Annotated in this window: 15 protein-coding genes and 1 pseudogene; 14 read left to right on the top strand and 2 right to left on the bottom strand. The window is 68.8% G+C overall.

The window, feature by feature from the left end:
- The first annotated feature begins 68 nt into the window (after positions 1-68).
- The 9 genes and pseudogenes from LWC35_RS09355 to LWC35_RS09310 all read left to right on the top strand — a co-directional run bounded on the left by LWC35_RS09355 (position 69) and on the right by LWC35_RS09310 (position 11,453).
- Positions 69-1,391, top strand: a complete 1,323-nt coding sequence (locus tag LWC35_RS09355) for a hypothetical protein (protein ID WP_232869647.1) — start codon at positions 69-71, stop codon at positions 1,389-1,391.
- Positions 1,392-1,482: 91 nt separating this feature from the next.
- A pseudogene (locus LWC35_RS09350) lies at positions 1,483-1,573 on the top strand (LCP family glycopolymer transferase); the annotation flags it as partial.
- 353 nt (positions 1,574-1,926) lie between these two features.
- Positions 1,927-2,916, top strand: a complete 990-nt coding sequence (locus tag LWC35_RS09340) for a hypothetical protein (protein ID WP_232869646.1) — start codon at positions 1,927-1,929, stop codon at positions 2,914-2,916.
- Positions 2,917-3,215: 299 nt separating this feature from the next.
- The gene (locus tag LWC35_RS09335) at positions 3,216-4,856 is read left to right on the top strand and encodes a tyrosine-protein kinase domain-containing protein (protein ID WP_308194499.1); all 1,641 of its coding nucleotides are present in this window, start codon (positions 3,216-3,218) and stop codon (positions 4,854-4,856) included.
- A gap of 19 nt (positions 4,857-4,875) precedes the next feature.
- A complete protein-coding gene (locus LWC35_RS09330) occupies positions 4,876-6,474 on the top strand; it encodes a lipopolysaccharide biosynthesis protein (RefSeq protein ID WP_232869644.1) in 1,599 nt (532 codons plus the stop codon).
- The gene (locus tag LWC35_RS09325; protein WP_232869643.1) at positions 6,471-7,877 is read left to right on the top strand and encodes an O-antigen ligase family protein; all 1,407 of its coding nucleotides are present in this window, start codon (positions 6,471-6,473) and stop codon (positions 7,875-7,877) included. Before LWC35_RS09330 ends, LWC35_RS09325 begins: the two co-directional genes overlap by 4 nt.
- A 4-nt stretch (positions 7,878-7,881) precedes the next feature.
- Complete coding sequence (locus LWC35_RS09320; RefSeq protein WP_232869642.1) at positions 7,882-8,877, top strand: hypothetical protein; 996 nt, start codon at positions 7,882-7,884, stop codon at positions 8,875-8,877.
- 9 nt (positions 8,878-8,886) lie between these two features.
- The gene (locus LWC35_RS09315) at positions 8,887-10,254 is read left to right on the top strand and encodes a nucleotide sugar dehydrogenase (RefSeq protein ID WP_232869641.1); all 1,368 of its coding nucleotides are present in this window, start codon (positions 8,887-8,889) and stop codon (positions 10,252-10,254) included.
- Between the two features lie 263 nt (positions 10,255-10,517).
- Positions 10,518-11,453, top strand: a complete 936-nt coding sequence (locus LWC35_RS09310; protein ID WP_232869640.1) for a glycosyltransferase family 4 protein — start codon at positions 10,518-10,520, stop codon at positions 11,451-11,453.
- Positions 11,454-11,486: 33 nt separating this feature from the next.
- Here the strand turns inward: LWC35_RS09310 and LWC35_RS09305 are convergent, their stop codons facing one another.
- On the bottom strand, positions 11,487-12,503 hold the full coding sequence (locus LWC35_RS09305) for a right-handed parallel beta-helix repeat-containing protein (protein WP_232869639.1): 1,017 nt from the start codon (positions 12,501-12,503) through the stop codon (positions 11,487-11,489).
- Positions 12,504-12,732: 229 nt separating this feature from the next.
- Positions 12,733-14,322 (bottom strand): FAD-dependent oxidoreductase, encoded by a 1,590-nt coding sequence (locus tag LWC35_RS09300; RefSeq protein ID WP_232869638.1) that lies wholly within the window; start codon positions 14,320-14,322, stop codon positions 12,733-12,735.
- A gap of 415 nt (positions 14,323-14,737) precedes the next feature.
- Between LWC35_RS09300 and LWC35_RS09295 the strand changes: the two genes are divergently transcribed.
- From LWC35_RS09295 to LWC35_RS09275, 5 genes are all read left to right on the top strand, one after another.
- Positions 14,738-15,685, top strand: a complete 948-nt coding sequence (locus LWC35_RS09295; RefSeq protein ID WP_232869637.1) for a glycosyltransferase family 2 protein — start codon at positions 14,738-14,740, stop codon at positions 15,683-15,685.
- 338 nt (positions 15,686-16,023) lie between these two features.
- Positions 16,024-17,565, top strand: coding sequence for a sugar transferase (locus LWC35_RS09290; RefSeq protein WP_232869636.1), 1,542 nt, complete (start codon positions 16,024-16,026; stop codon positions 17,563-17,565).
- A 103-nt stretch (positions 17,566-17,668) separates the two neighbouring features.
- Entirely contained in the window at positions 17,669-18,634 is a 966-nt protein-coding gene (locus LWC35_RS09285) for an NAD-dependent epimerase/dehydratase family protein (RefSeq protein ID WP_232869635.1), read from the top strand.
- Positions 18,621-19,562, top strand: a complete 942-nt coding sequence (locus tag LWC35_RS09280) for a WecB/TagA/CpsF family glycosyltransferase (protein ID WP_232869634.1) — start codon at positions 18,621-18,623, stop codon at positions 19,560-19,562. Before LWC35_RS09285 ends, LWC35_RS09280 begins: the two co-directional genes overlap by 14 nt.
- Positions 19,563-19,804: 242 nt before the next feature.
- Positions 19,805-20,449: a phosphatase PAP2 family protein gene (locus tag LWC35_RS09275; RefSeq protein ID WP_232869633.1), complete on the top strand. Its 645-nt coding sequence runs from the start codon at positions 19,805-19,807 to the stop codon at positions 20,447-20,449.
- The last annotated feature ends 70 nt before the right edge of the window (positions 20,450-20,519 follow it).

The following is a 20,519-nucleotide window of genomic DNA, read 5'->3' as shown; positions in this document are numbered from 1 at the left end:
TGTGTCTTCCCCGGTCACGGCACCGACCCTGCGGCGCAGGGAGGAGGCTGCGTGCCAGCCTCGCGGCCGTGCTCGTGCTCCCCACTCCGACCACGACCGAGGCTCCGCCCCGACGGACCACCGCTCTGCTCGCCGCCGCCGTGGGCCTCCTCGGCGGGCTCTACCTCTGGCGCGGCCTCGCCGTGCCCCATCCCGTCGCCGGGCAGTCCGAGGCCGGGCTGACGACCTGGTTCGGTGTCGACCGATGGGCGTTCGTCGGGCGGGGGTGGGCGATCACCTTCGCGTCGCTGGCCACGGCGGCCGGGCTGGCGGTGGGGCGGTGGCCGGAGCGAGCCCGAGTGCTGGCCGCTGATGCCACTGCCGCGCTGGGACGGAGGACGACGCGGCTGATCGTTGCCGCCGTAGGCGTCGGGCTCTTCTGGCTGCTGAGCGACCGCACCGAGAACCTCGACGGCTCGCTGCTGCAGGGCAAGTTCGAGGCCGCGCCCGGCGGCTTCGCCACCCACGACGAGATGCTCGAGCTCTACCTGCACTCTCGGCTCTGGGCCGGACTGCACGCGATGTGGGGCTGGGACGTCGCGCAGACCTACCGCCTCGTCTCCTGTCTCTCCGGGGGAGCGGCGGTGCTGCTCGCGCTGCGAATCGCTCGCCGCTTCGACCAGCCGCTGCTGGTGCTGGGCCTCCTCGCCGGGGGCGCTTGGGTGATGGTGTTCTTCGGCGACGTCGAGAACTACACGCTCACCGCCGTCGTCGCGTTGGCGTATCTGGCCGGGGCGCTGAGGTTCCTCGACGACGAGGACGGGTCGGTCTGGCCGCTCGGCCTGCTGCTGGGCCTCGGAGTGCTCTGCCATCTCGAGACGCTGGTGCTGGGACCATCGCTGCTCGTCCTGGTCGTGATCGCGGTCCGCCGAGGTCGGCGGCTCGACGGCGTGGCGGCCTTCGCGGCCGTGCCCGCGGTGCTCGGGCTGGGGCTGTGGTGGTTCGACGAGCACGGGCTGCCGATCGCGCAGCTGGTGTCCGGGAGCCAGATCTCCGCGCAGGGTGGCGACTGGTCGCGCTTCCTCCTCCCGGACGGCGCCACGGGATGGTGGCTGCAACTCCAGCTGGTGCTGCTGCTCGCGCCGGCGGTCGTCCTGCTGCCGGCGTGCCGGTTCGTGGATGTGCGGAGCGTGTTCTTCGGCGTCGCGTCGGCGGGGGCGCTGCTGATGGTCCTCGTGTGGCGAGCCCAGCTCGGGGTGTTCGACGACTGGAACCTCTACGCGATCGCCGCGCCGCCGCTGACCCTGCTGGTCGTCTCCGGTCTGCGGCGGGCGAGCCCACCCTGGGCGACGGCGTTCGTCGTCCTTGCAGGCACCCAGACCTTGGCCTGGGTACTCGAGAACCACGCGTAGCCGCGCCTCGGGTCCCCCGTCGTTCGTGGCCGGCGGACCGGCGAGGAGGCGCGAGCGGACCACCACGATGGGGTAGCGCGGTGACGCCCGCGACGGGACGCAGGCCCTCGCCTATGTCCGGCAGCGCTACGACCTGCCGGACGGCGACCTCGACCGGGCCAAGCGCCAGCAGAACGCACTGCGGTCCGCTGTCCGCGACGGGAGGATGGTGCAGTACGTCGCGGCGCACCCGGACGAGGCGTTGGCGGGCACGCCGAGCCGAGCCGCGGGGAGGCCCGACTCGGGCGTACTCGCCACCGCTGGCGACGGGGTTGTCCGACCGATCGTGCATCGATCACTTTCAGCGATCTCTCGCGCCGTGGATTTGGTTTTCGCGAGGTGGTCCGGCTGCTCCACATGCCAGCTGATCACCTTCTGTGACTGTCGGGCCGTTGCGATCTCCCCTGCGGGGGGTGCGTAACGAAGCCCCGGCCGAGCACGACCCCATCGGCCTGACGCTCCGGTCACGCGAACTCTTCCCGCCAGGAGTTGGACGATGCAGCAGTCGACGACGACGGCGCACCGAGATTCCGCCGGTCTGAAGGTCGGCGAGATCATCGAGGTGCGCAGCCGCGAGGAGATCCTCGCGTCGCTGGACGAGCGCGGTGAGCTCGGGGCGCTCCCGTTCATGCCCGAGATGCTCCAGTTCTGCGGCCGCCGCTTCCGTGTGGACAAGCTCGCGATCAAGGTGTGCGACACCATCGACTGGTCCGGGATGTACAAGATGGACGACGCCGTCCACCTCGCCGGGGTCCGGTGCGACGGTTCCGCACACGGGGGCTGCCAAGCCGGCTGCCTCCTCTACTGGAAGGAAACCTGGCTCAAGCGGGTGGACGCCCTCGATCCGGACGTCGACGAGCTCACCGGCGGGATCACGGAGGACGAACTTCGCGCCGCCACCCGACGGCCCGACGCCGCAGGCGACGAGGTCTTCTCGTGCCAGGCGACCGAGCTCATGCGGGCCGCCCCCACGTTTCTCCCGTTCTGGGACGTCCGGCAGTACGTCCGTGACGTGCGCTCGGGCAACGCCGGCGCCTGGGCGACGGTGTGCAGCGTCGCGGTCGGCGCCTTCAACAAGTACCAGGACCTGAGCAAGAGGGTCCTTCCCCGGGTTCTGCGGATCCGGGGCGGCCTGCGGTTCCCGTTCATCCAAGGGCGCCTCCGGCGCACTCCGACGGGCGCACTCGATCTGCAGCCCGGGGAGCTGGTGCGGGTGAAGTCCGTCGAGGAGATCGTCGGCACGCTCGATGCCGAGAACAAGAACCGCGGGATGTCGTTCGACCGCGAGATGCTGAAGTACTGCGGTCGCGAGGCTCGTGTGCTCCGACGGGTGGAGCGGATCATCGATGAGAAGACCGGCCGGATGATCGATCTGAGGAATCCGTGCATCGTCCTCGACGACGTCGTCTGCACCAGTGATTACCACCGAAGGTGTCCACGGGCGGTCTACGCGTACTGGCGCGAGATCTGGCTGGAGCGAGTCTGACCCGGTGCAGGGTCGCGGGCGATTCTGATCTCGGTTCGACTGGTCCCTTCGGGTGGTCGGAGGTCGGCTTGCTCACGCTCCGGCGCGGCGCGACGAGCAAGCGAGTGAACGCGCATGACAAGGAGGTCAGGGCGTGAGCGTTGCGGAACCGGGCGCGAGCCGGATGGGGCCGATCCGATCATCGGCTGCCCGGTCGCGTGGACCGTGGACGCGGGGCCATGGCTGCGCGGTGATCCGACACGAGGCCGCCACCGCCCTGACGCACGATCTGGGAGTCCTTCCGACCTGGAGGCTGTTCTGTGGAAGGTAACCGTGAGTTCGCGCTCTCCGAGTCGCCGTCGGGGTCCGATGGTGACGGCAACTGGGTCGGCGGGCCAGGGCTCGTCAGGTCGTTGTGGCGGTACCGTCTCGTCATCGCGGTCGTGACCGTGCTCGGTGCTCTCGGCGGGTTCGCCGTGTCGCTGTTGCTCCCGGCTCGCTATGAAGCGCAGGCGCACCTGTACCTTCGGGATCCCGGCAGCCCTGCGGTCCTGACACTGGGCCAGTCGACGCCCTCGCAGTCGGGCGACCACGCCGTCTTCATGGCCACGCAGGCCGGGCTCGCCTCGTCGGACGCAGTCTACGGGCGCGCGCTCCAGATCCTCGGTCGTCCCGGGACGCCCGACGACATCAGGGCCTCGGTGGTGGTGGGTCCCTCGGCAGACCTCTCCTCCCTCACCGTCCGGGCCACCTCCGACGATCCCGCCGAAGCCGCGAACCTGGCCAACGCCGTCGGTACCGCCTATGACCAGGTGGCCGGCGAGCACACCACCGCCGATTCCAAGGAGGCGATCGCGCGGCTCCAGGACGTCGTAGCCCAGCGGCAGGTCGAATACGACGCCCTCAATGCGCAGATCGCACAGTCGAGCGGTGCCGCTCAGGCAGTCCTCGAGCGCAAGGCGCTACACGTGGGTGATCTGATCGGCTCACTGCAGGCCAACCAGAGCGACATCGCTGCTCAGGCCGCGCTCCACGGATCGGGAGTCGAGTCGTTCGAGCGGGCGGCTCCGCCTGCCGCGTCGTCGCAGCCTACGCCAGTGCTGTTGGCACTGATCGGCGCGGTGATCGGGTTGGTCGGATCCGGCGTGTGGGCGTGGTGGGCCGCGGGCCGCGACCGCCGCGTGGAGGAGGAAGGCGACGCCGCGGAGATCCTCGGCGTTCCGTTGCTCGGCGAGACACCGCGGCTCGGCGCGAAGCTCGAGGGGGCCGAGGGGCCGTCGGCACTCCCGTCGACGTTGGACCCGGTGGCAGCGGAGGCCTATCACGTCGTCCTCGCCTCGTTGGAGCATGCTCTGGCCCGCGCCGGGGGCAAGATCGTCACAGTCGCCAGCGCGAGAGCCGGTGACGGCAAGACGGTGACCGTGCTCAACCTCGCCCTGGCGGCTCAACGGGAGGGACGCAAGGTGCTCCTGGTCGACGCCGACGAGCGCACCCGGCGGCTGTCGCAGTTGTGTCGTGACGGCGAGTACTTCGAGGTGAACAGCACGAGCCACGTCACGGACGAGCGACCCGCGTTCACCACCGGTGGGACGGTGCTGCAGATAGGGCCGAGCGACCGGAACGGGCACCACCCGGCGGTGTTCTTCCGCTCGACGACCTTCGCCTCGATGATCAGCCACTGGGCAGAGGAGGCCGACCTGGTCATCGTCGACACCCCACCGCTCCTCGAGGTGTCGGAGGCCGTGACCATCGCCGATCACGCCGACGCCGTTCTCGTGGTCGTCAACCGGGGCGCTTCCCTGGCCGACCTGCGGCGCGCCCGTGAACGGCTCGCCTTCACCGACACCCCACTCATCGGGTACGTGCTCACCCGCGGGTCGGCGCAGCGTGCCTACGGTGCCGACGGCCGCCTTCGGCACTGGCGCCCGGGGAAGCTCCCGCAACTGGCCCGGAGGGGCTGACCTCGCGATAGGCGGACACGTGGACGTGCCAGGAGCCGACAGAGCGAGCGACGACACCAGCGGGGTCGTCGGCCGTGCGAACCTGACCGCTCAGGCCGCGTCCGGCCTGAGCTGGTCCGTTCTGTCCACCGTGGTGCTGGTGGGGGCCAATCTCGCCTACACCGCGACGGTCTCGCGCCTGCTCGATCCTGCGGAGTTCGGACTCATGGCGATGGCGAACCTCGTCGTGCTGTTCGGGCAGTTCTTCGCTCGCATGGGGCTGGCCTCCTCGCTGGTGCAGAAGCCCGAGCTGAGCGAAGACGAGGTTCGTGCCGCTTCCACCGCCGGTATCCTCATCGGCCTGGCCTGTCTGGGGCTCGCGTGGGTTCTGGCGCCGGCAGTCGGCGACCTGTTCCACACCCCACAGGTGGTCCCGGTCTTGCGTGGCCTGGCGGTGTCGTTCCCGTTCATGGGCTGGTCCATGACCGGTCTCGGTCTGCTCCGCCGCGAGATGCGCTTCCGCGCCCTGTCGGTGATCACGGTGGGTTCGTACGTGATCGGCTACCTCGTGGTCGGCGTGGTGTCGGCCCTGCTCGGGGCCGGAGTATGGAGTCTGGTGGCCGCTACCGTCACCTCGACAGTGATCCAAGCGGTGTGGCAGTTCGCGCTCCTGCACCATCCCCTGCGGCCCGTGCTGCGCTGGCCGCCCTACCGCACAGTCTGTGGCTACGGAACCCGGCTGCAGGTCGCTCACGTGCTGGACTACGTCGGGGGGAACCTCGACACCTTCACCATCGCGCGCATTGCGAGCCCGGCGGTGCTCGGCCAGTACAGCCGGGCCTACTACCTGGTGTTCCAGCCCTTGGGCAACTACTTGGCCGCAGCGTTGACCAACGTGGCGTTCGCGGCCATGAGCAGAGTCCAGGAGGATCCCGTCCGGCTGCGCCGAGGCTATCTCAGCACGATGTCACTCGGTGCCCTGCTGGTGTTCCCACTCTGCGCGGGTATGGCCGTCGCTGCGCCGCAGCTGGTCGCCGTCGTGCTCGGACCGCAGTGGGGGCCGGCCGTCTCGCTGGTCCCGTGGTTCGCGCTCGCCGGGGGATGCCACATCGCCTCGCAGCTGTCGCAGTCGTTGGCCGAGGCCCGTGCGGAGCTGAACCGCTCGGTCGCCGTGCAGCTCGGGTACGTTCTCCTGCTCGCCGTACTCATCCTGATCGCGCTGCCGTTCAGCTCGCGAGGTGTCTGGGTGATCGCGGCGGCGGTGGCGGCCTCCGAGCTGCTGCGCTATGTCGCTTACCTCGTCGTGGCATGGCGGGTGCTCGACCTGCCGGCGGCGCGGGTGTGGCAGGCCCACGTCCCCGCGGCCTTCGCGTCCCTCGGCGTGGCGCTCGCCGTCGCCGGCGTCCGCTGGGCTCTCGGCGGTACCCCCGCCGTCGCCGTCCTGGCGGGAGAGATCGCGGCCGGTGCACTCGCGCTGGTGCTGTGCATCCGGTTGTGTCCAGTGGCAGGCGTCCGCGCCGATCTCCGCCTCCGGTTGGCCAAGGCCGGCGTGCTGGGGCCCCCCGACGGCCGACGGCAGCGCGTGGCGTCGCTGGTCCTGAGCCGCCCGGGTGTCACGGTGACCGAGGAGCAGCGATGACCGTCGTCGTGATCGGCCTCGCCGCGGTGCTCGCGGCGGGGTTCGGTCTCGCCCTGCTCGACCTGACGATCAGGCGGGCCGAGGTCGGGGCCGCGCTCGTCTTCCTGTCGGCGATCGTCCAGGCCGCGTTCCTCTACGAGGACGTACCTTCGGTGAGGCTGGGTGGTATGCGCGTGGGGGTCACCGATCTGGTGGCCGCCCTCGTGCTCGCGGCTGCCGTGGCGAGGTGTCTGAGGCTCCGTCGCTTCAGCCGGTACCAGTACTGGTTGGTTCTGCTGGGAACCGTGCTGCTGGTGTCGCTGCTCCTCGGCATCGCCAGTCACGGACAGTCAGCCGTCAGCGATTCCCGGCAGTACCTCTTCTTCGTCGGTGCTGCGCTGTACATGGCGACGTACAGGCCGACCGCCGGTCTCTACGACCGGATCGGCCGGATCTGGCTGCTGGGGGCAGGCCTGATGGTGATGTTGGCATGCGTCCGTTGGCTGCACCTCTACGCCGGTATCGACTTCGGGGTGCCGGCCGAGATCAACGGTGTCGACACCGCGGTCCGCGTCCTGGACGGGCCCTACACCTTCTTCCTGGCCGGACCGCTGCTCCTGACGATCCCCTGTTGGCTGAAGCGCGGGCAGGCGCGGTGGGTCCGCTGGCTGGGAGTGGTGCTGCTGATCGTGGTGGTCGCACTCGACCGCAGAACCGTCTGGCTCGCGCTGCTGGTCGGCGTGGCGGTGCTCCTGCTGCGCGGTCGCCGTCTCAAGGCGCGATCGATCGCGCTCGTCGCCGCCGCCTCCGTCCTCACGGCTGTGGTCTTCGCGGGAGACGTACTGGGACGCGACGAGACCCCGCCCGGTTCCGTCACGAGCACCGGGTCGGTCACCTGGCGTGTCGAGGGCTGGCAGGACCTCGTCGACAGCTGGTCGGCCAGCCCGGTCAACTGGCTCCTGGGCGAGCCGTTCGGCAGTGGGTTCGCGCGCACGGTGGAAGGGACGAACATCGACGCCCATCCCCACAACTTCTACATCGAGACGATGATCCGGGCGGGCCTGGGAGGGCTCGTCGCCCTGCTCGCACTCACCGTCGGTCTGCTGCGTCGACTGTGGAGGGTCCACCTCGGAGATTGGCGGCTGTTCGACCCCGGGGTGTTGGCCCCGCTCCTGGCCATGCAACTGGTCTGGTACCTCACCTGGGTCCCCGGCCTCGAGCAGGGGATCGTGACCGGTATGGCCGTCGCCGTCGCGGGCGCCATCGCGCGCAGGAAAGCAGCGAGCCGGCTTCTGCCGGCGGCCCCTGCACCACCTCGAACGGGCTCGCCCGGGAACCGGAGGTCGACATCCAGAGCAGCCCTGAGGAGACCTAGGTTCGGCTCCAAGACCGACACGGGCACCGCGCCCGTGACGAGAAGGTGATCCAGTGATCCCCCACATCGCGAAAGTCCCGTCCTCGGCCATGATCACCGTGTTCACACTGCCGAAGCCCTTCGTCGGCCACATCGGGATGATCCAGCGCAACGCGATCCAGAGTTGGACGCAGCTGCACCCGGATATCGACATCATCATGTTCGGGGACGAGCAAGGGACGGCGGAGGTTGCGGCGGAGTTCGGGATACGACACTTCCCCGATGTGGACGTGAACGAATACGGAACGCCGCTGATGAACGGATACTTCCGGCGGGCGGAAGAAGTTGCACGGTATTCGCGCATGTGTTACGTGAACGCGGACATCATTCTGTTCGCCGATCTTCTGGAAGCCGTGGCGAAGATCGATCTCCCGAAGTTCGTCATGGGCGGACGTCGCATCGACTACGACATGAAGGAGCCGATCGACTTCGCCGACGCCCACTGGGCCGAGGTTCTTCGAGCCGAGGCGGCGAGGAACGGCACACTGCACGACTTCAGTGCGATCGACTATTTCGTCTACCCTCGCGGCATGTTCGGCGAGATCCCTCAGTTCGCCCTGGGGCGCTGGTACTGGGACAACTGGCTGGTTTATCGGGCGCGTCGTCTCGGCGGCGCGCTCGTCGACGCCAGCGCCTGCGTGACAGCGGTTCACCAGAACCACGACTACCGGCACATCGTGCACCTGGCGACGAAGGGTGAATCACACAACCAGGGCGGTATCGAGTCGTTCGGCAACCGCCGTCTCGTCGAGTCGATCATGATGACGTTGGAGGACGCGGACTGGCAGCTCGATGCGTCCGGCCTCTCCCGCATCTGTCGCAAGACCCGCTGGCATCTCCTGAACGAGGCCGCGCTCCAGGCGGAGATCCGCGATCTTCCTGCCTTCCTCCGCCGGCCGCTCGTGTGGGTCGCGCGCCAGCAGTGGGATCGGAACTGGAAGCAGCGCTATGCCGAGCTGCTCGCGGAGCGTCCCGAGCTGATCCGGTCAGGGCGAGAAGTCGCAGCGTGAGGACAGGTCATGATTCAGAGCATTTCCGTGGTCGGTCTGGGCAAGTTGGGGGCCAGCATGCTCGCGGGCATGGCTTCCCGGGGCTTCGACGTCATCGGTGTCGACATCGCGGAGAGCGCCGTCCGGGCTGTCAACGAAGGCTGTGCGCCGGTTCAGGAGACCGACCTCGACAAGGTGCTGGCCGCCCATCGCGACAAGGTCCGCGCCACCACCAGCCACGAGGAAGCGGTGCTCGGCAGCGACATCAGCTTCGTCATCGTGCCCACCCCGACCGACAGCCGTGGTGCGTTCGAGCTGCAGTACGTCCGGTTCGCCTTCGAGCGGCTGGGCAGGGCGCTCGCCAGGAAGGACGGCTATCACGTCGTCGTCCTCACCAGCACCGTTCTTCCCGGCGCGACCCGCCATGGACTGCTGCCCGTCCTGGAGGCGGCCTCGGGCAAGGAATGCGGGAAGGACTTCGGTCTTTGCTACAGTCCGGAGTTCATCGCGCTCGGCAGCGTCATCCACGACTTTCTCGATCCCGACTTCTGCCTCGTCGGCGAATTCGACCGCCGCTCCGGCGATGCTCTGGAGGAGGTGAATCGAAGGATTTGCCTGAGAGAGCCGGTCGTGCGGCGCATGAGCATCGAGAATGCTGAGCTCGCGAAGATCGCGCTCAACAGCTACGTCACGATGAAGATCTCCTTCGCGAACACTCTCGCGGATCTCTGCGAGCGAATTCCCGGTGGCGATGTGGATGTCGTCAGTGATGCGATCGGGTCGGACAGTCGTATCGGGCGGAAATATCTCACCGGCGGTCTCGGGTTCGCGGGACCCTGCTTCCCCCGGGACAACGTCGCCCTGGGTTTCCTCTGCGAACAGGTCGGGGCGAAAGGCAACCTCCTCGTTGCCAACCATGACTACAACAAGTCCATCGCTTCCCGAATCACCACGAAGATCGCGCCGCACGTCGAGAAGGGGCGGACCGCAGCGGTTTTGGGATTGTCCTACAAGCCACTCTCCCATGTCGTCGAAGAATCCCAGGGGGTCGCGCTCGCGCTGGCCATGGCCGAATCGGGCATGCGGGTCATCGGCTACGACCCGCTCGCGACGGACGGCGCCCGCAACGCCTTCCGTGACAAGGCTCTCGTCGCCGAGTCGATCGATGCCGCACTCGCCGATGCCGCGCTCGTGGTCGTGACCACGGCGGATGCGCGCTTCCGCGCTCTCAAGGCGGAGGACTTCCTCGGCAGCAAGGAGTCGGTCACGATCGTCGACTGCTGGCGTTGCCTCGACCCGAGCGTGGCAGACCATCCACAGGTCGACTACGTGCCTCTCGGCCGCTGTGTGGACGATGCGCTTGCGTCAGGTGTCCTCGAAGCGATCTGGACGAATTGAGTCCCGACCACCTCGTCGTACGGGTGGCGGTCGGCTGGAGGAGGCGAGTGCCGGTGATCCTGAGGCGGGCCTGGCGAAAGGAGACGCCGGGCATTCTGTGGGCCTCGAGGGATGAGACCGCCCCTCATCCCTACCTGGTCGAGTCGGCCCGCCGGGCCGGCGCGACGGTCCGTGACCTGCAATGGACGCAGGCACGGAACGGGGAACGAGCGCTCGGCCGGGTCGTCACGCTCGGACGACCGGGGGATGAGCGGAAGCACCCGGTGACCCTCAAGGTCGTCGGCCCACGGCTGTTCATGAGGTTCGCGCGAGCGCCGGAGGACGTCATCGTCGTGTACGAGCTCGGCCTGGTCGGCCTGTTCGCCGGTCTCTCCAAGTCGCTGCGGCGAGGCCGCAGCGTGGTCTCGCTGGTCGAGGGGGACTACCAGCATCTCGGTCGCACGGGCACCGCCGCCTTCAAGCTGCCCGTCCGGCGGCTGGCCGCGCGGCTCGTCGACGCGTTCGTGGCGAACAACGAGCTGGCGTTGGACTACGTGACCGGCACCCTCGGGGTGCCGCGCAGGAAGATCGTCAAGGGCTGGTGGCTGGCCGGCCTGCCACCGGAGCTGGAGCCCAGCCTTCCCGCCGGCGCCTCACCGGTCCCGGAGGGAACGCCGTTGTTCGTCTCCGCCGGCCGGCTCATCCCGGCGAAGGGCATCGACCTGCTGATCGAGGGGGTCGCTGCCTACCGGCGGGAATTCGGTCCGTGCATGCTCTGGATCATCGGAGACGGCCCGGAACGGGCCCGATTGGCGCAGCTCGCCCAGAGCCTCGACGTCGAGGAATCGGTCGTCTTCCTCGGGGCGGTGGATCACGCCGCCTTCAAGGGGGCGCTCCAGGCGTGCCAGGCGTTCGTCTTCCCGACATTGCAGGACCTCATCGGCCGCGTCGCCGTCGAGGCTCTGACGACCGGTACCCCGGTGGTCGTCTCCCCGATGACCGGCGCCGCCGGGACGATCGTGCGCGACGGCGTGAACGGCATCGTCGTCGACCCACGGGACGCTCGTGCGCTGGCCGCGGCGATGCATCGTACGGCAGACCCCGCGACGTCCAGCGCTCTACGTGAGGGAGTACGACGGACGAACGCTGTCCTGTTCCCTGACGCGGCAGCCTCCACGGTCCTGCAGGCCGTGGCGCTCGCCCGCAGGCGAGGCGGCTGAAGCGTCGCGGCGACCCGTCGACTTCACCCTCCACTACTCGCAAGGAGCCGACTCGATGGTGTTACCGGTGAAGCTGATGTCCCGAGCGGCCAGATCAGCGCCGTTGTCGGCCGCCACGCCCGTCGGGTGCCCGCCGTTGCCCGTGGCACAGATCAGGTTGTCCTGGACGTGGTAGCCGTCGAGCAGGTGCTCCGGCGGTGACGAATCCGTCCGGTCCTGTTGGCTCCCGACGATCCCGTTGTAGTTGCCGGACAGACGGTTGCCGTAGACCTGAACGCCTGAGCTGGAGGCCACGGTGATGCCGCCGCCCCAGTACCAGCCGGGCGAGTCGGACCCGTTGCGGAACACCTGGTTGTCGCGGATCGTCGCATCCCTGCTGATCTCGTAGAGGATCCCCTCCGCTCGGTTGTCCTCGATCAGATTGTGCTCGAGGAGCACGTCGTGTGCGTTGATGTCGGCCCACAGCCCCTTGCAGTCGTTGTCGTGGACGTAGGCGTTGCGGACGGTGACCTGTCCGACGTCCCATTTCATCCCCCCACCCTCGAACTCGCACGGAGCTCTCAGCGTGTGGTTGCGGGCCAGCTCCGGCCCGTCCAGGGTCGTGGGGTCGTTGTCCAGCCCGTCCAGGATGATCCCGGTGGCCTCGTTGCCGCCGATCCCCAGCTGGTCGTTGTCGTCGTAGTGACCTCCGAGGATCCGCATGCCGTCGGCGACCAGGAGGCCTGCCCACGAGTTGTGCAGGGCCGACACGTTGCGGACGATCCAGTTCCGTGCACGAGGCTCCGGTTGGATGGCCGCCCCCTGCCTGTCACTGTCGTAGTCCCGCACAGTGATCGAGTCCAGGGTCACGTCGATCGCGCCACCCGAGAAGGCGGTCGTGAGGCTACGGCCACCGTCCAACACAGCACCCGGCTCTCCGCAGAAGGTGTCGCCGGACTTCGGTCGGACGCTGAAGTTCCCCACGTGAGTACCGGTCCTGATGATGTAGACGGTGCCGGGTGGGTGCGCGTTCACCACGTTCTGCCCGTCGTCGTCGACCTCGACGGCCACGCCGCCTGACGTGCGGCACTCCGGGCCCTGTGGCGGGGACGCGCTCGTCGAGGCAGGCGCAGGCGCCTCCGGAGGGCGTGCCGGCGGGGCAAGAACCTGGCCCACCAGGATGATCGCGACGATCACCCCGAGCACGCAGGCCGCTGCGAGGAGGCCCCGCCGAATCCGTCGACCTCTGCTCGGTCGAGGGGGCGGCGTGGTCATGCGGCCCCTTCCGGCGGTCTCCGGCTCAAGCGGCCAGCTGCTTCTTGAGATGGTCGGCCAGGCGCAGGGCCAGCGCCACCACGGTGAGCGTCGGGTTGGAGCATCCGTACGTGGGGAACACGGAGCTGCCCGTCACGTAGAGGTTGCGGACACCGTGCACCCGGCAGTCCGCATCGACCACTCCCGCGGCCGGGTCGGTGTGCATCCTGGTCGCGCCGAGATGGTGGAAGTTGCCCTCCACGAGGGTCGGCGGGTGCTCGTCACCCAGCATGAGCTCGACGTGCCCGAGACCCGCCCTCCGCAACGCCTCGTCGATCGTCTCCTGCGTTGCTCGGATGGACGCGCGGTCCGAGGCAGCAGGGTGCCAGTGGACCCGCGCGACGGAGAGGCCGAACCGGTCGCGCCGCGTGCCCAGCATGACCCGGGATGCGGGGTTGGGAGCCTGCTCGCCCTGAGCGCGCAGTGCAAGCACAGCTCCGCTTCCGTGGGACCCGCGCAGGCGATCGCGAGCGAAGATGCCGAGATCCCCGACGCCGGTGGCGATGTTGCGCAGGTGCCCCGCCGTGCCCGGGGACAGCGGCCGCCGCCGGCGCGCCTTGACGAGGGTCGCGATCGACCGGACGGCCTCCGCGGTCATGGAAGGAGGCCGGGGGAGCAGGAAGAACGCGCAGTTGAGCAATTGCTGCTCCCGCTGCACGGCGTCACGGACGCGCAGCGCCCCCTGGACCCGCACCCCTGGCGCGGCCTCGTGGACCGGGTACAGGCCTGTACGGCTGATCAGCTTCGGTGACGCCGGGACGATGTACCCGGTGCGTGCCGACATCCGTTCCGCGAAGAACCGCCCGACCAGGTCGTGGTCGTTGCCGAGCCCGTGCCGGTGGGCACGGCGGCTGAGCAGCAGCAGGCGCGGGTTCTCGATCCCGCCGGCGGCGAGTACCACCAGCCGGGCCCGCACGGAGCATCGTGAGCCGTCCTCGCGCCGAACCTCGACCCGATCCACGCAGTCGGGATCCTTCTCGGTGGCCAGTTCGACCACGGTGGCGTGCAGCAGAAGCGTCACGTTCGCGGCCCGGGCGAGTTCCTCGTAGTAGCCGCTGAAGTCGGCTGTCCCGTGCTGGAACAGCGTCGTCTCGACCACGTCCGGGAGCAGCGGCAAGGGCGGGGTTCGCCGCGGGTCGGTCCAGCGACCCGGGTCGTAGTCGAACGGCCCGAGTCGGCACAGCTCCTGGGCCTGCACGTAGTACGGGTCCAAGTGGCCGCGCCCGAACGGCCAGCCGGAATGGCGGATCCCCGGACGGACCTCGAAGTCGATCGGGTCGAGGGGACGCGCGGCCCAGGTCTCGTCGCCCGGTCGCGTCCAGTGCCTGGTCGTCCCGCCGAACGCCCGCACCCGTGACTGGTGCGGGCGATGGATCGGGTAGCCGACGCTCTGGGCCCGGTTCAACTGCTGAGCGTGGCGTTCCGGGTCCCTGCCACCGCTCTCCAACAAGACGACCCGAGCGCCGTTGCCGATCATCTCGCGGGCGATGCTGATCCCTGCCGGTCCGGCACCGACGATGCAGACCTCCGCCTCGACCTGCTGGTCGTCGGCGAGCTCGCGCGCGTCCGACAGCACCCCGGCACTCCTTCCTCGTCGTCGGCGACGGGCCCTGCCGTGGGCTGCTCGTCGGCAGTGGCGCCGAGAGGCCGATCCCTGTGCGCGCTGACGGCGGGCTGCGTCCGCGACTCGGTGTGTGAGGGCTACCTCGCTTCCTCGCGCGGATACATTACCGGTGCGACCGCACGGTCCGAGTATCGCGAGGGGCCCATTCGAAAGCGGATGATCATTCGGACTCGGTCCGAACTCGATCACATCGCCGGCACCGAACTTCATCACCTGAGGCGTCATGCCTGCCGATCGAGCCGATGGCCGTTGAAACCTCTCGCACAAGGTGGTAGAAGGCTTCACCTACGTCGCGTGCGGGATGCCGCCGCCTTTCTCAGGAAATTCTGCCTCCCGGTCACCGAGCCACTCGTCTGGAGGTGCTCTCGTGCCGAGCCCTGTCCTCTCCCTGACCATGCCCACCCGCAATCGTCCGGAGCTGCTCGAACGAGCCTTGCGGTCGGTCGTCACGGCCATGGCCCCTGTCGCGGACCAGGTGGAGATCACGGTCTCGGACGGCTCGGACGCCGACACCAGTGGTCGCGTCGTGGAACGTCTGCTCGACGGGTGGCCGGCGGGATACCGCTACGTCCGGAACCGTCCGGCCCTGCCGTTGGTCGAGAACATGAACCGAGCGGCGGAGCTGGCCTCCGGCGAGTGGGTCCAACAGCTCGACGACGACGACCTCATGGTGCCCGGGTGCGGGCAGCCCATGATCGACGGCCTGCGCCGCGCCGCACCCCACGAGCAGATCCTGGTCTTCGGGGCGCACATCGTCGACGGCGGCGGCGTCACGCGGCGTGAGCAGACCTTCGTGCGCGAGCAGTACCTGTCACCGAGAGAGGCGCTTCGCCGGCTTCTGCGTAACTCTTCGTTCGTGCGAGAACCGATGGTGATCGTTCGTCGTGCCGCACTCGTCGAGGCAGGCCTCTTCGAGCCCGAGGTGGGCGATGCAGCCGACACCGCCATGTGGGTCAGGCTGTTCTCCCGCTATGGCGTCCGCTGCATGCCTGTCACCACTTGCGCGTACACGATCCACGAGGCTGCAGCAACCATGGGCATGTGGAATCCCGGAACGATCGAGACCCTCGGCAGGGTGTTCGACCGGGCCGTCGCCACCGGCGTCGTTCCCGAGCGGGAGGTACGGCGCTGGCAGGCAGACTTCATCAACCAGTTCATCCTCGCCGGGGCCTACCGCCGGTTGCGGGTTCATCGGCGGGCCGAGGCCCGGGATGTGCTGCGGCTGTTCCGCCTGCCGGCGGTCAGGGCACTCGGCCCGTCGCCCCGGTGGCTTCCGGTCCGGCTCGCCTTCACGGCTGCGGCTTCGATCCCCTGATCAGCCAGGAACCCTGCACGCGGAAACGATCTCCGCGTGCACGGGGGAATGGCGTCCGCGATGTTGCTGCGTGAAGCCGAATCGCCGGGCGAGCACGAGGGCGGAGCCGAGATCGACCGTTTCCTGCGCAGAGCGACGAATTCTACTCGCGGCGTCGGTCCAACCGGTTTCCTCGAGAGGCATGACCGCAGACCGCAACACCGGCCCGCGGAAGTACCTGGACCGTGCCCCACGTCGGCCGGTCCGAGCTCTGTCTTGTCCGGTTTCCCCTCCGCACGCGCAGAGCGACCAGGTGTGCGCCCAGCGTTTCGACTGGTCCCTTCGGGTGGTTGGACCTCATGGCGCTCACGCTCCGCGTTGGAATGGCGAGCAACAGGGTGACGGATGCACGCGTGGACAAAGGGGTCACGGGCGTGAAAGTTGCCAGAGTCGGCGCGAGCCAGGCGATGCTGACCCAGTCACCCGTGATGCGCTCCTCGCGTCGACCGTGGGAGCGAGGTTACGTCCGTACGGTGATCGGATTGGATTTCGTCACTTCCCTAGGCGCCGGAGTGATCGCGTATTACGTCCGCTTCGGTGAGCCATCTCCGCAGAATCCCCGGTGGGAATACCTGGCGCTCGGCGCGTGCCTGCCGCTGCTGTGGCTGGCGTCGATGGCGGCTGCTCGTGCCTACGAAGCCCGCTTCCTGTCGGTCGGGTTCGAGGAGTTCCGCCGCGTTCTTGCGGCCGCAGTCGTCGTGATCGCGACCGTCGCAACCGGATCCTGGGCAACGAAAGCCGAGATCGCCCGCGGTTACGTCCTCGTCGCTCTGCCGGTGGCGACGGTCTTGACGCTGCTCGGGCGGTACCTGGTCCGCAAGTGGGTGCATCGCAGGCGACGCCAGGGGTTCTTCATGAGCGATGTCCTCCTGGTGGGCCACGGGCGAACAGGTGCCGAACTGGCCCGGCAGATGCGCGGCGACACCCATCACGGGATGCGAATCGTGGGGGCTTGTGTTCCCGGCGGGTCCGCGGACCTCATCCCGTTGGATGTTCCGGTTCTGGGCGGTCTGGAGGACGTCGACTTCGCACTGCGGGTGACCAGCGCGGACGCAGTAGCGGTGCTTCCCTGCCCCGAAATGGACGGACCCGCCCTCCGGACGCTGTCATGGAGTCTGGCCAAGTCCGGGATCGACCTGCTGGTGGCTCCGGCGTTGATCGATGTCGCCGGCCCTCGGATCGCCATTCGGCCCGTCTGCGGCCTTCCGCTGCTGCACGTGGACGAACCACAGCTGGCGGGTGGTCGCCGCGTGGCGAAGGCGCTCCTCGATCGACTGGTGGCGCTGGGCGCGTTGATCGTCCTCGCGCCGCTGCTGGTGGCGATTGCGCTGGCCATCCGGCTCAGCAGCCCCGGCCCGGCGATCTTCCGGCAGGCCCGGACCGGCTACCAGGGGCGCGAGTTCACGATGTGGAAGTTCCGCACCATGGTGCGCGACGCCGAGGCGCTGCGGTCCAGCCTCGAAGAGTTGAACAGGCACGCGACGGGGGAGCTCTTCAAGATTCCCGTCGATCCTCGGGTCACCCGGTTGGGGCGGTGGCTTCGTCGCACGTCCCTCGACGAGCTGCCGCAGTTGGTCAACGTGCTGCGTGGGCAGATGTCGCTCGTGGGCCCGCGCCCCCTGCCTGTCACCGACCGGCGGTACGACGGCGAGGCGCGACGCCGGCTGCTGGTGAAGCCCGGCCTGACCGGTCTGTGGCAGATCAGCGGTCGCTCCGACCTCGACTGGGAGGAGTCGGTACGGCTCGATCTGCGCTATGTCGAGCAGTGGTCGCTCGCTCTCGATGCCCTGATCATCTGGAAGACCCTGTTCGCCGTCGCGAAGAGCCGCGGCGCTTACTGAAACCACGCCGAAGTCCCGCTCGCCGGCTGTAGGGATCCCATCGTCGCCGGCCACCGTCCGGAACTCCAATGAGCACCGCACCACCAACGGAAGGACAAGATCGATGAAGCGAGTCTGTGTCACCGGAGCAGGGGGTTTCATCGGACACCACCTCGTCACGTTCCTGAAGCGGAGGGGGTACTGGGTCCGCGGAGTCGATCTGAAGCACCCGGAGTACACCGATGTGGACGCGGACGAGTTCGAGATCTTGGACCTGCGCCGGTGGGATGCGGCGCTGCAGGCGACGCGTGGGGTCGACCAGGTTTACGCACTCGCAGCGGACATGGGGGGCATGGGGTACATCTCCACGCATCACGCAGAGATCCTGCGCAACAATTCGCTGATCAATCTGCACACGCTCGACGCCGCAGTGATCAACGGGGTCGAGCGGTACCTGTACAGCTCGTCGGCCTGCATCTATCCCGAGTATCGGCAGACCGAGGCCGATGTCGTGCCGTTGAAGGAGAGCGACGCCTATCCGGCCCAACCTCAGGACGCCTACGGGTGGGAGAAGTTGTTCACCGAGCTGCTCTGCTCCTACTACGCAGACGAGTACCCGATGCAGACGCGCATCGTGCGGTTCCACAACATCTACGGGCCGCTCGGGACCTATGACGGTGGCCGCGAGAAGGCTCCGGCGGCGATCTGCCGGAAGGTCGCGCTGGCCGAGGACGGCGGCAGCATCGAGATCTGGGGGGACGGGGAGCAGACGCGGTCGTTCTGCTACATCGACGACTGCGTCGAAGGCATCTACCGCATCATGCAGTCCGACTACCCCAAGCCGCTCAACCTCGGAACGGACGAGATGGTGTCCATCACGCAGCTGGCCCACATGGTCATCGAGGTGGCCGGCAAGCGGGACATCAGCCTCCAGCACGTGCCGGGACCGCAGGGAGTGCGAGGACGCAACTCCGACAACTCTCTGCTGCGAAAGGTTCTCGGCTGGGAGCCGACGACGTCCTTGCGTGACGGGCTCGTCCCCACCTACGGGTGGATCGAGACGAGGCTGACGAGCCGTGACCGCGTCTGATCGACCGGCCCTGTCGACGACGGACGGCCCACCGCGGGTCGACGTGCTCGGAGTCGGGATCAGCTGTTTGACCGTCGACGCCGCGGTCGACGAGGTGACCGGCTGGGTCGACCACGGCGAGCACAGATACGTGTGCGTCACGGGCGTGCACGGCGTCATGGAATGTCAGCGGGACCCGGAGCTGCTCCGGATACACAACCGGTCGGGTCTGACCACCCCTGACGGCATGCCGATGGTGTGGTCGGCCCGGTGGGCCGGCCGACACGAGGTCGGTCGCGTCTACGGGCCGGACCTCATGCTGGCGATGCTCGCCCGAGCGGCCGAACGCGGGTGGTCGTCCTTCTTCTACGGCGGGGGTCCGTCGATCGCGGATCTCCTCGTGGAGCGGCTCGCCGGCCGCATCCCGGGGCTGAAGGTCGCAGGGACCCTGACGCCGCCGTTCCGGCCACTGACCCCACAGGAGGACGCGGACGTCGTCCAGACCATGAACGACTCGAATGCGCAGTTGGTCTGGGTCGGGCTGAGCACGCCGAAGCAGGAGCGCTGGATGGCCGAGCACGTAGGAAGACTGAACGCCAACGCTCTGCTCGGAGTCGGCGCGGCCTTCGACCTCCACGCCGGCACCGTCGCCCAGGCGCCCCTCTGGATGCAGCACAGCGGGCTGGAATGGGCCTACCGACTGAGACGGGAGCCGCGGCGACTCTGGCGGCGCTACCTGACGAACAATCCGGCATTCGTACTGAACATCCTCACCCGTCCACCGCGGCTGGCGCCCCGGTCCTCCGTGGCGGGCGGACCCGGCATCACACCAGGAGGGGCGCGCCGTCCGACGGACCTACCAGCAGGCTCCAGGCCCGCTCCGTCCTTCGGTGATCGTCGAGGTGGGGCCGGCGCGCAGGATTCGCCAGGCGCCGAACGATCGGGATGAGATCGACGCTCTTTCGTTCGTTCCGGAGATGCCGCAGTCCTGCAGGCGGCGCTTCGCCGGCGACGAGGTCGCGTCCACGTCCGAGGTGGCCGTCGGGAGCAGCCGACGTCGGACGGCCCGATGGCGGGCCGCCGATGTTGCACGCTGGCCCCTGGTCCGACATGCAGGCCGCACGGTCCCCTGTGCTCTGTCCACCTTGGGTCCCGGCGACCGCGGTGGCCGCCTCGTTCGTGGTCGTGCTCTTGGCAGTCGTCGTGTGGCGTACACGCTCGCCCGATCCGGTCGACGCACAGATGATGTACTGGCAGGAGGCCGCCAAGGTGAGCGGCGACGCCCTCGCCCGGGCGGTCGCGTATGCAGTCGTACCTCTGGTCGTGCTCGCCGTCCTGGTGAGCATCGCGGCGGCCTGGCGGAGAAGGCGTTGGGACGCAGTGTTTCTCGCCCTCCTCACGGCTCCTGCCAGCCTCGTCGTCGAACTTCTGGTCAAGGAGATCGTCCGCCGCCAGCGGCCGGACGGCGGCACCGCGCTGCTGTATCCCTCGGGCCACGCCGCGCTCGCGACCGCCGCCGCTGTGACCGTCGTGGTGGTGCTCAGGGCGACGTCGGCATCACCGAGGACGCGGGCCGCCGTCGCCTGGCTGGCGGGCTGGCTGGTGCTCGCCATCGGGTCTGCGCGGCTGGTGCAGACGGTCCACTACTTGACGGACGTCGTCGGCGGCGCCGCGCTCGGGCTGGCCGTGAGCTGCTCGGCGGTCTGGATCATCGCGACGCTGGGTCGCTCCCGTCGGGGGAGGGCATCCCGAGGACGAGCTGCCGTCGGGCCACCCCGGCACCTCCCGGGCGGATGCGACGAACGCCCTTCACGTGGCCCCCCTGGCAGGAGCTGACCGGCTGAACCGGCGCGTGGCCGACCAGAGCTGTCGTGTTGCTCGGCAGGTCTACTGCAGCCGGGACGTT

It is taken from the genome of Pseudonocardia kujensis (assembly GCF_021283305.1).
GTDB lineage: Bacteria > Actinomycetota > Actinomycetes > Mycobacteriales > Pseudonocardiaceae > Pseudonocardia > Pseudonocardia kujensis.
This window is presented reverse-complemented; position numbering and strand designations above follow the sequence as displayed.

Excerpts from the sequence above, each read along its gene's own strand:
- LWC35_RS09340 (WP_232869646.1), top strand. The coding sequence starts at position 1,927 with ATGCAGCAGTCGACGACGACGGCGCACCGAGATTCCGCCGGTCTGAAG.
- LWC35_RS09325 (WP_232869643.1), top strand. The coding sequence starts at position 6,471 with ATGACCGTCGTCGTGATCGGCCTCGCCGCGGTGCTCGCGGCGGGGTTC.
- LWC35_RS09315 (WP_232869641.1), top strand. The coding sequence starts at position 8,887 with ATGATTCAGAGCATTTCCGTGGTCGGTCTGGGCAAGTTGGGGGCCAGC.
- LWC35_RS09290 (WP_232869636.1), top strand. The coding sequence starts at position 16,024 with ATGGCGCTCACGCTCCGCGTTGGAATGGCGAGCAACAGGGTGACGGAT.
- LWC35_RS09285 (WP_232869635.1), top strand. The coding sequence starts at position 17,669 with ATGAAGCGAGTCTGTGTCACCGGAGCAGGGGGTTTCATCGGACACCAC.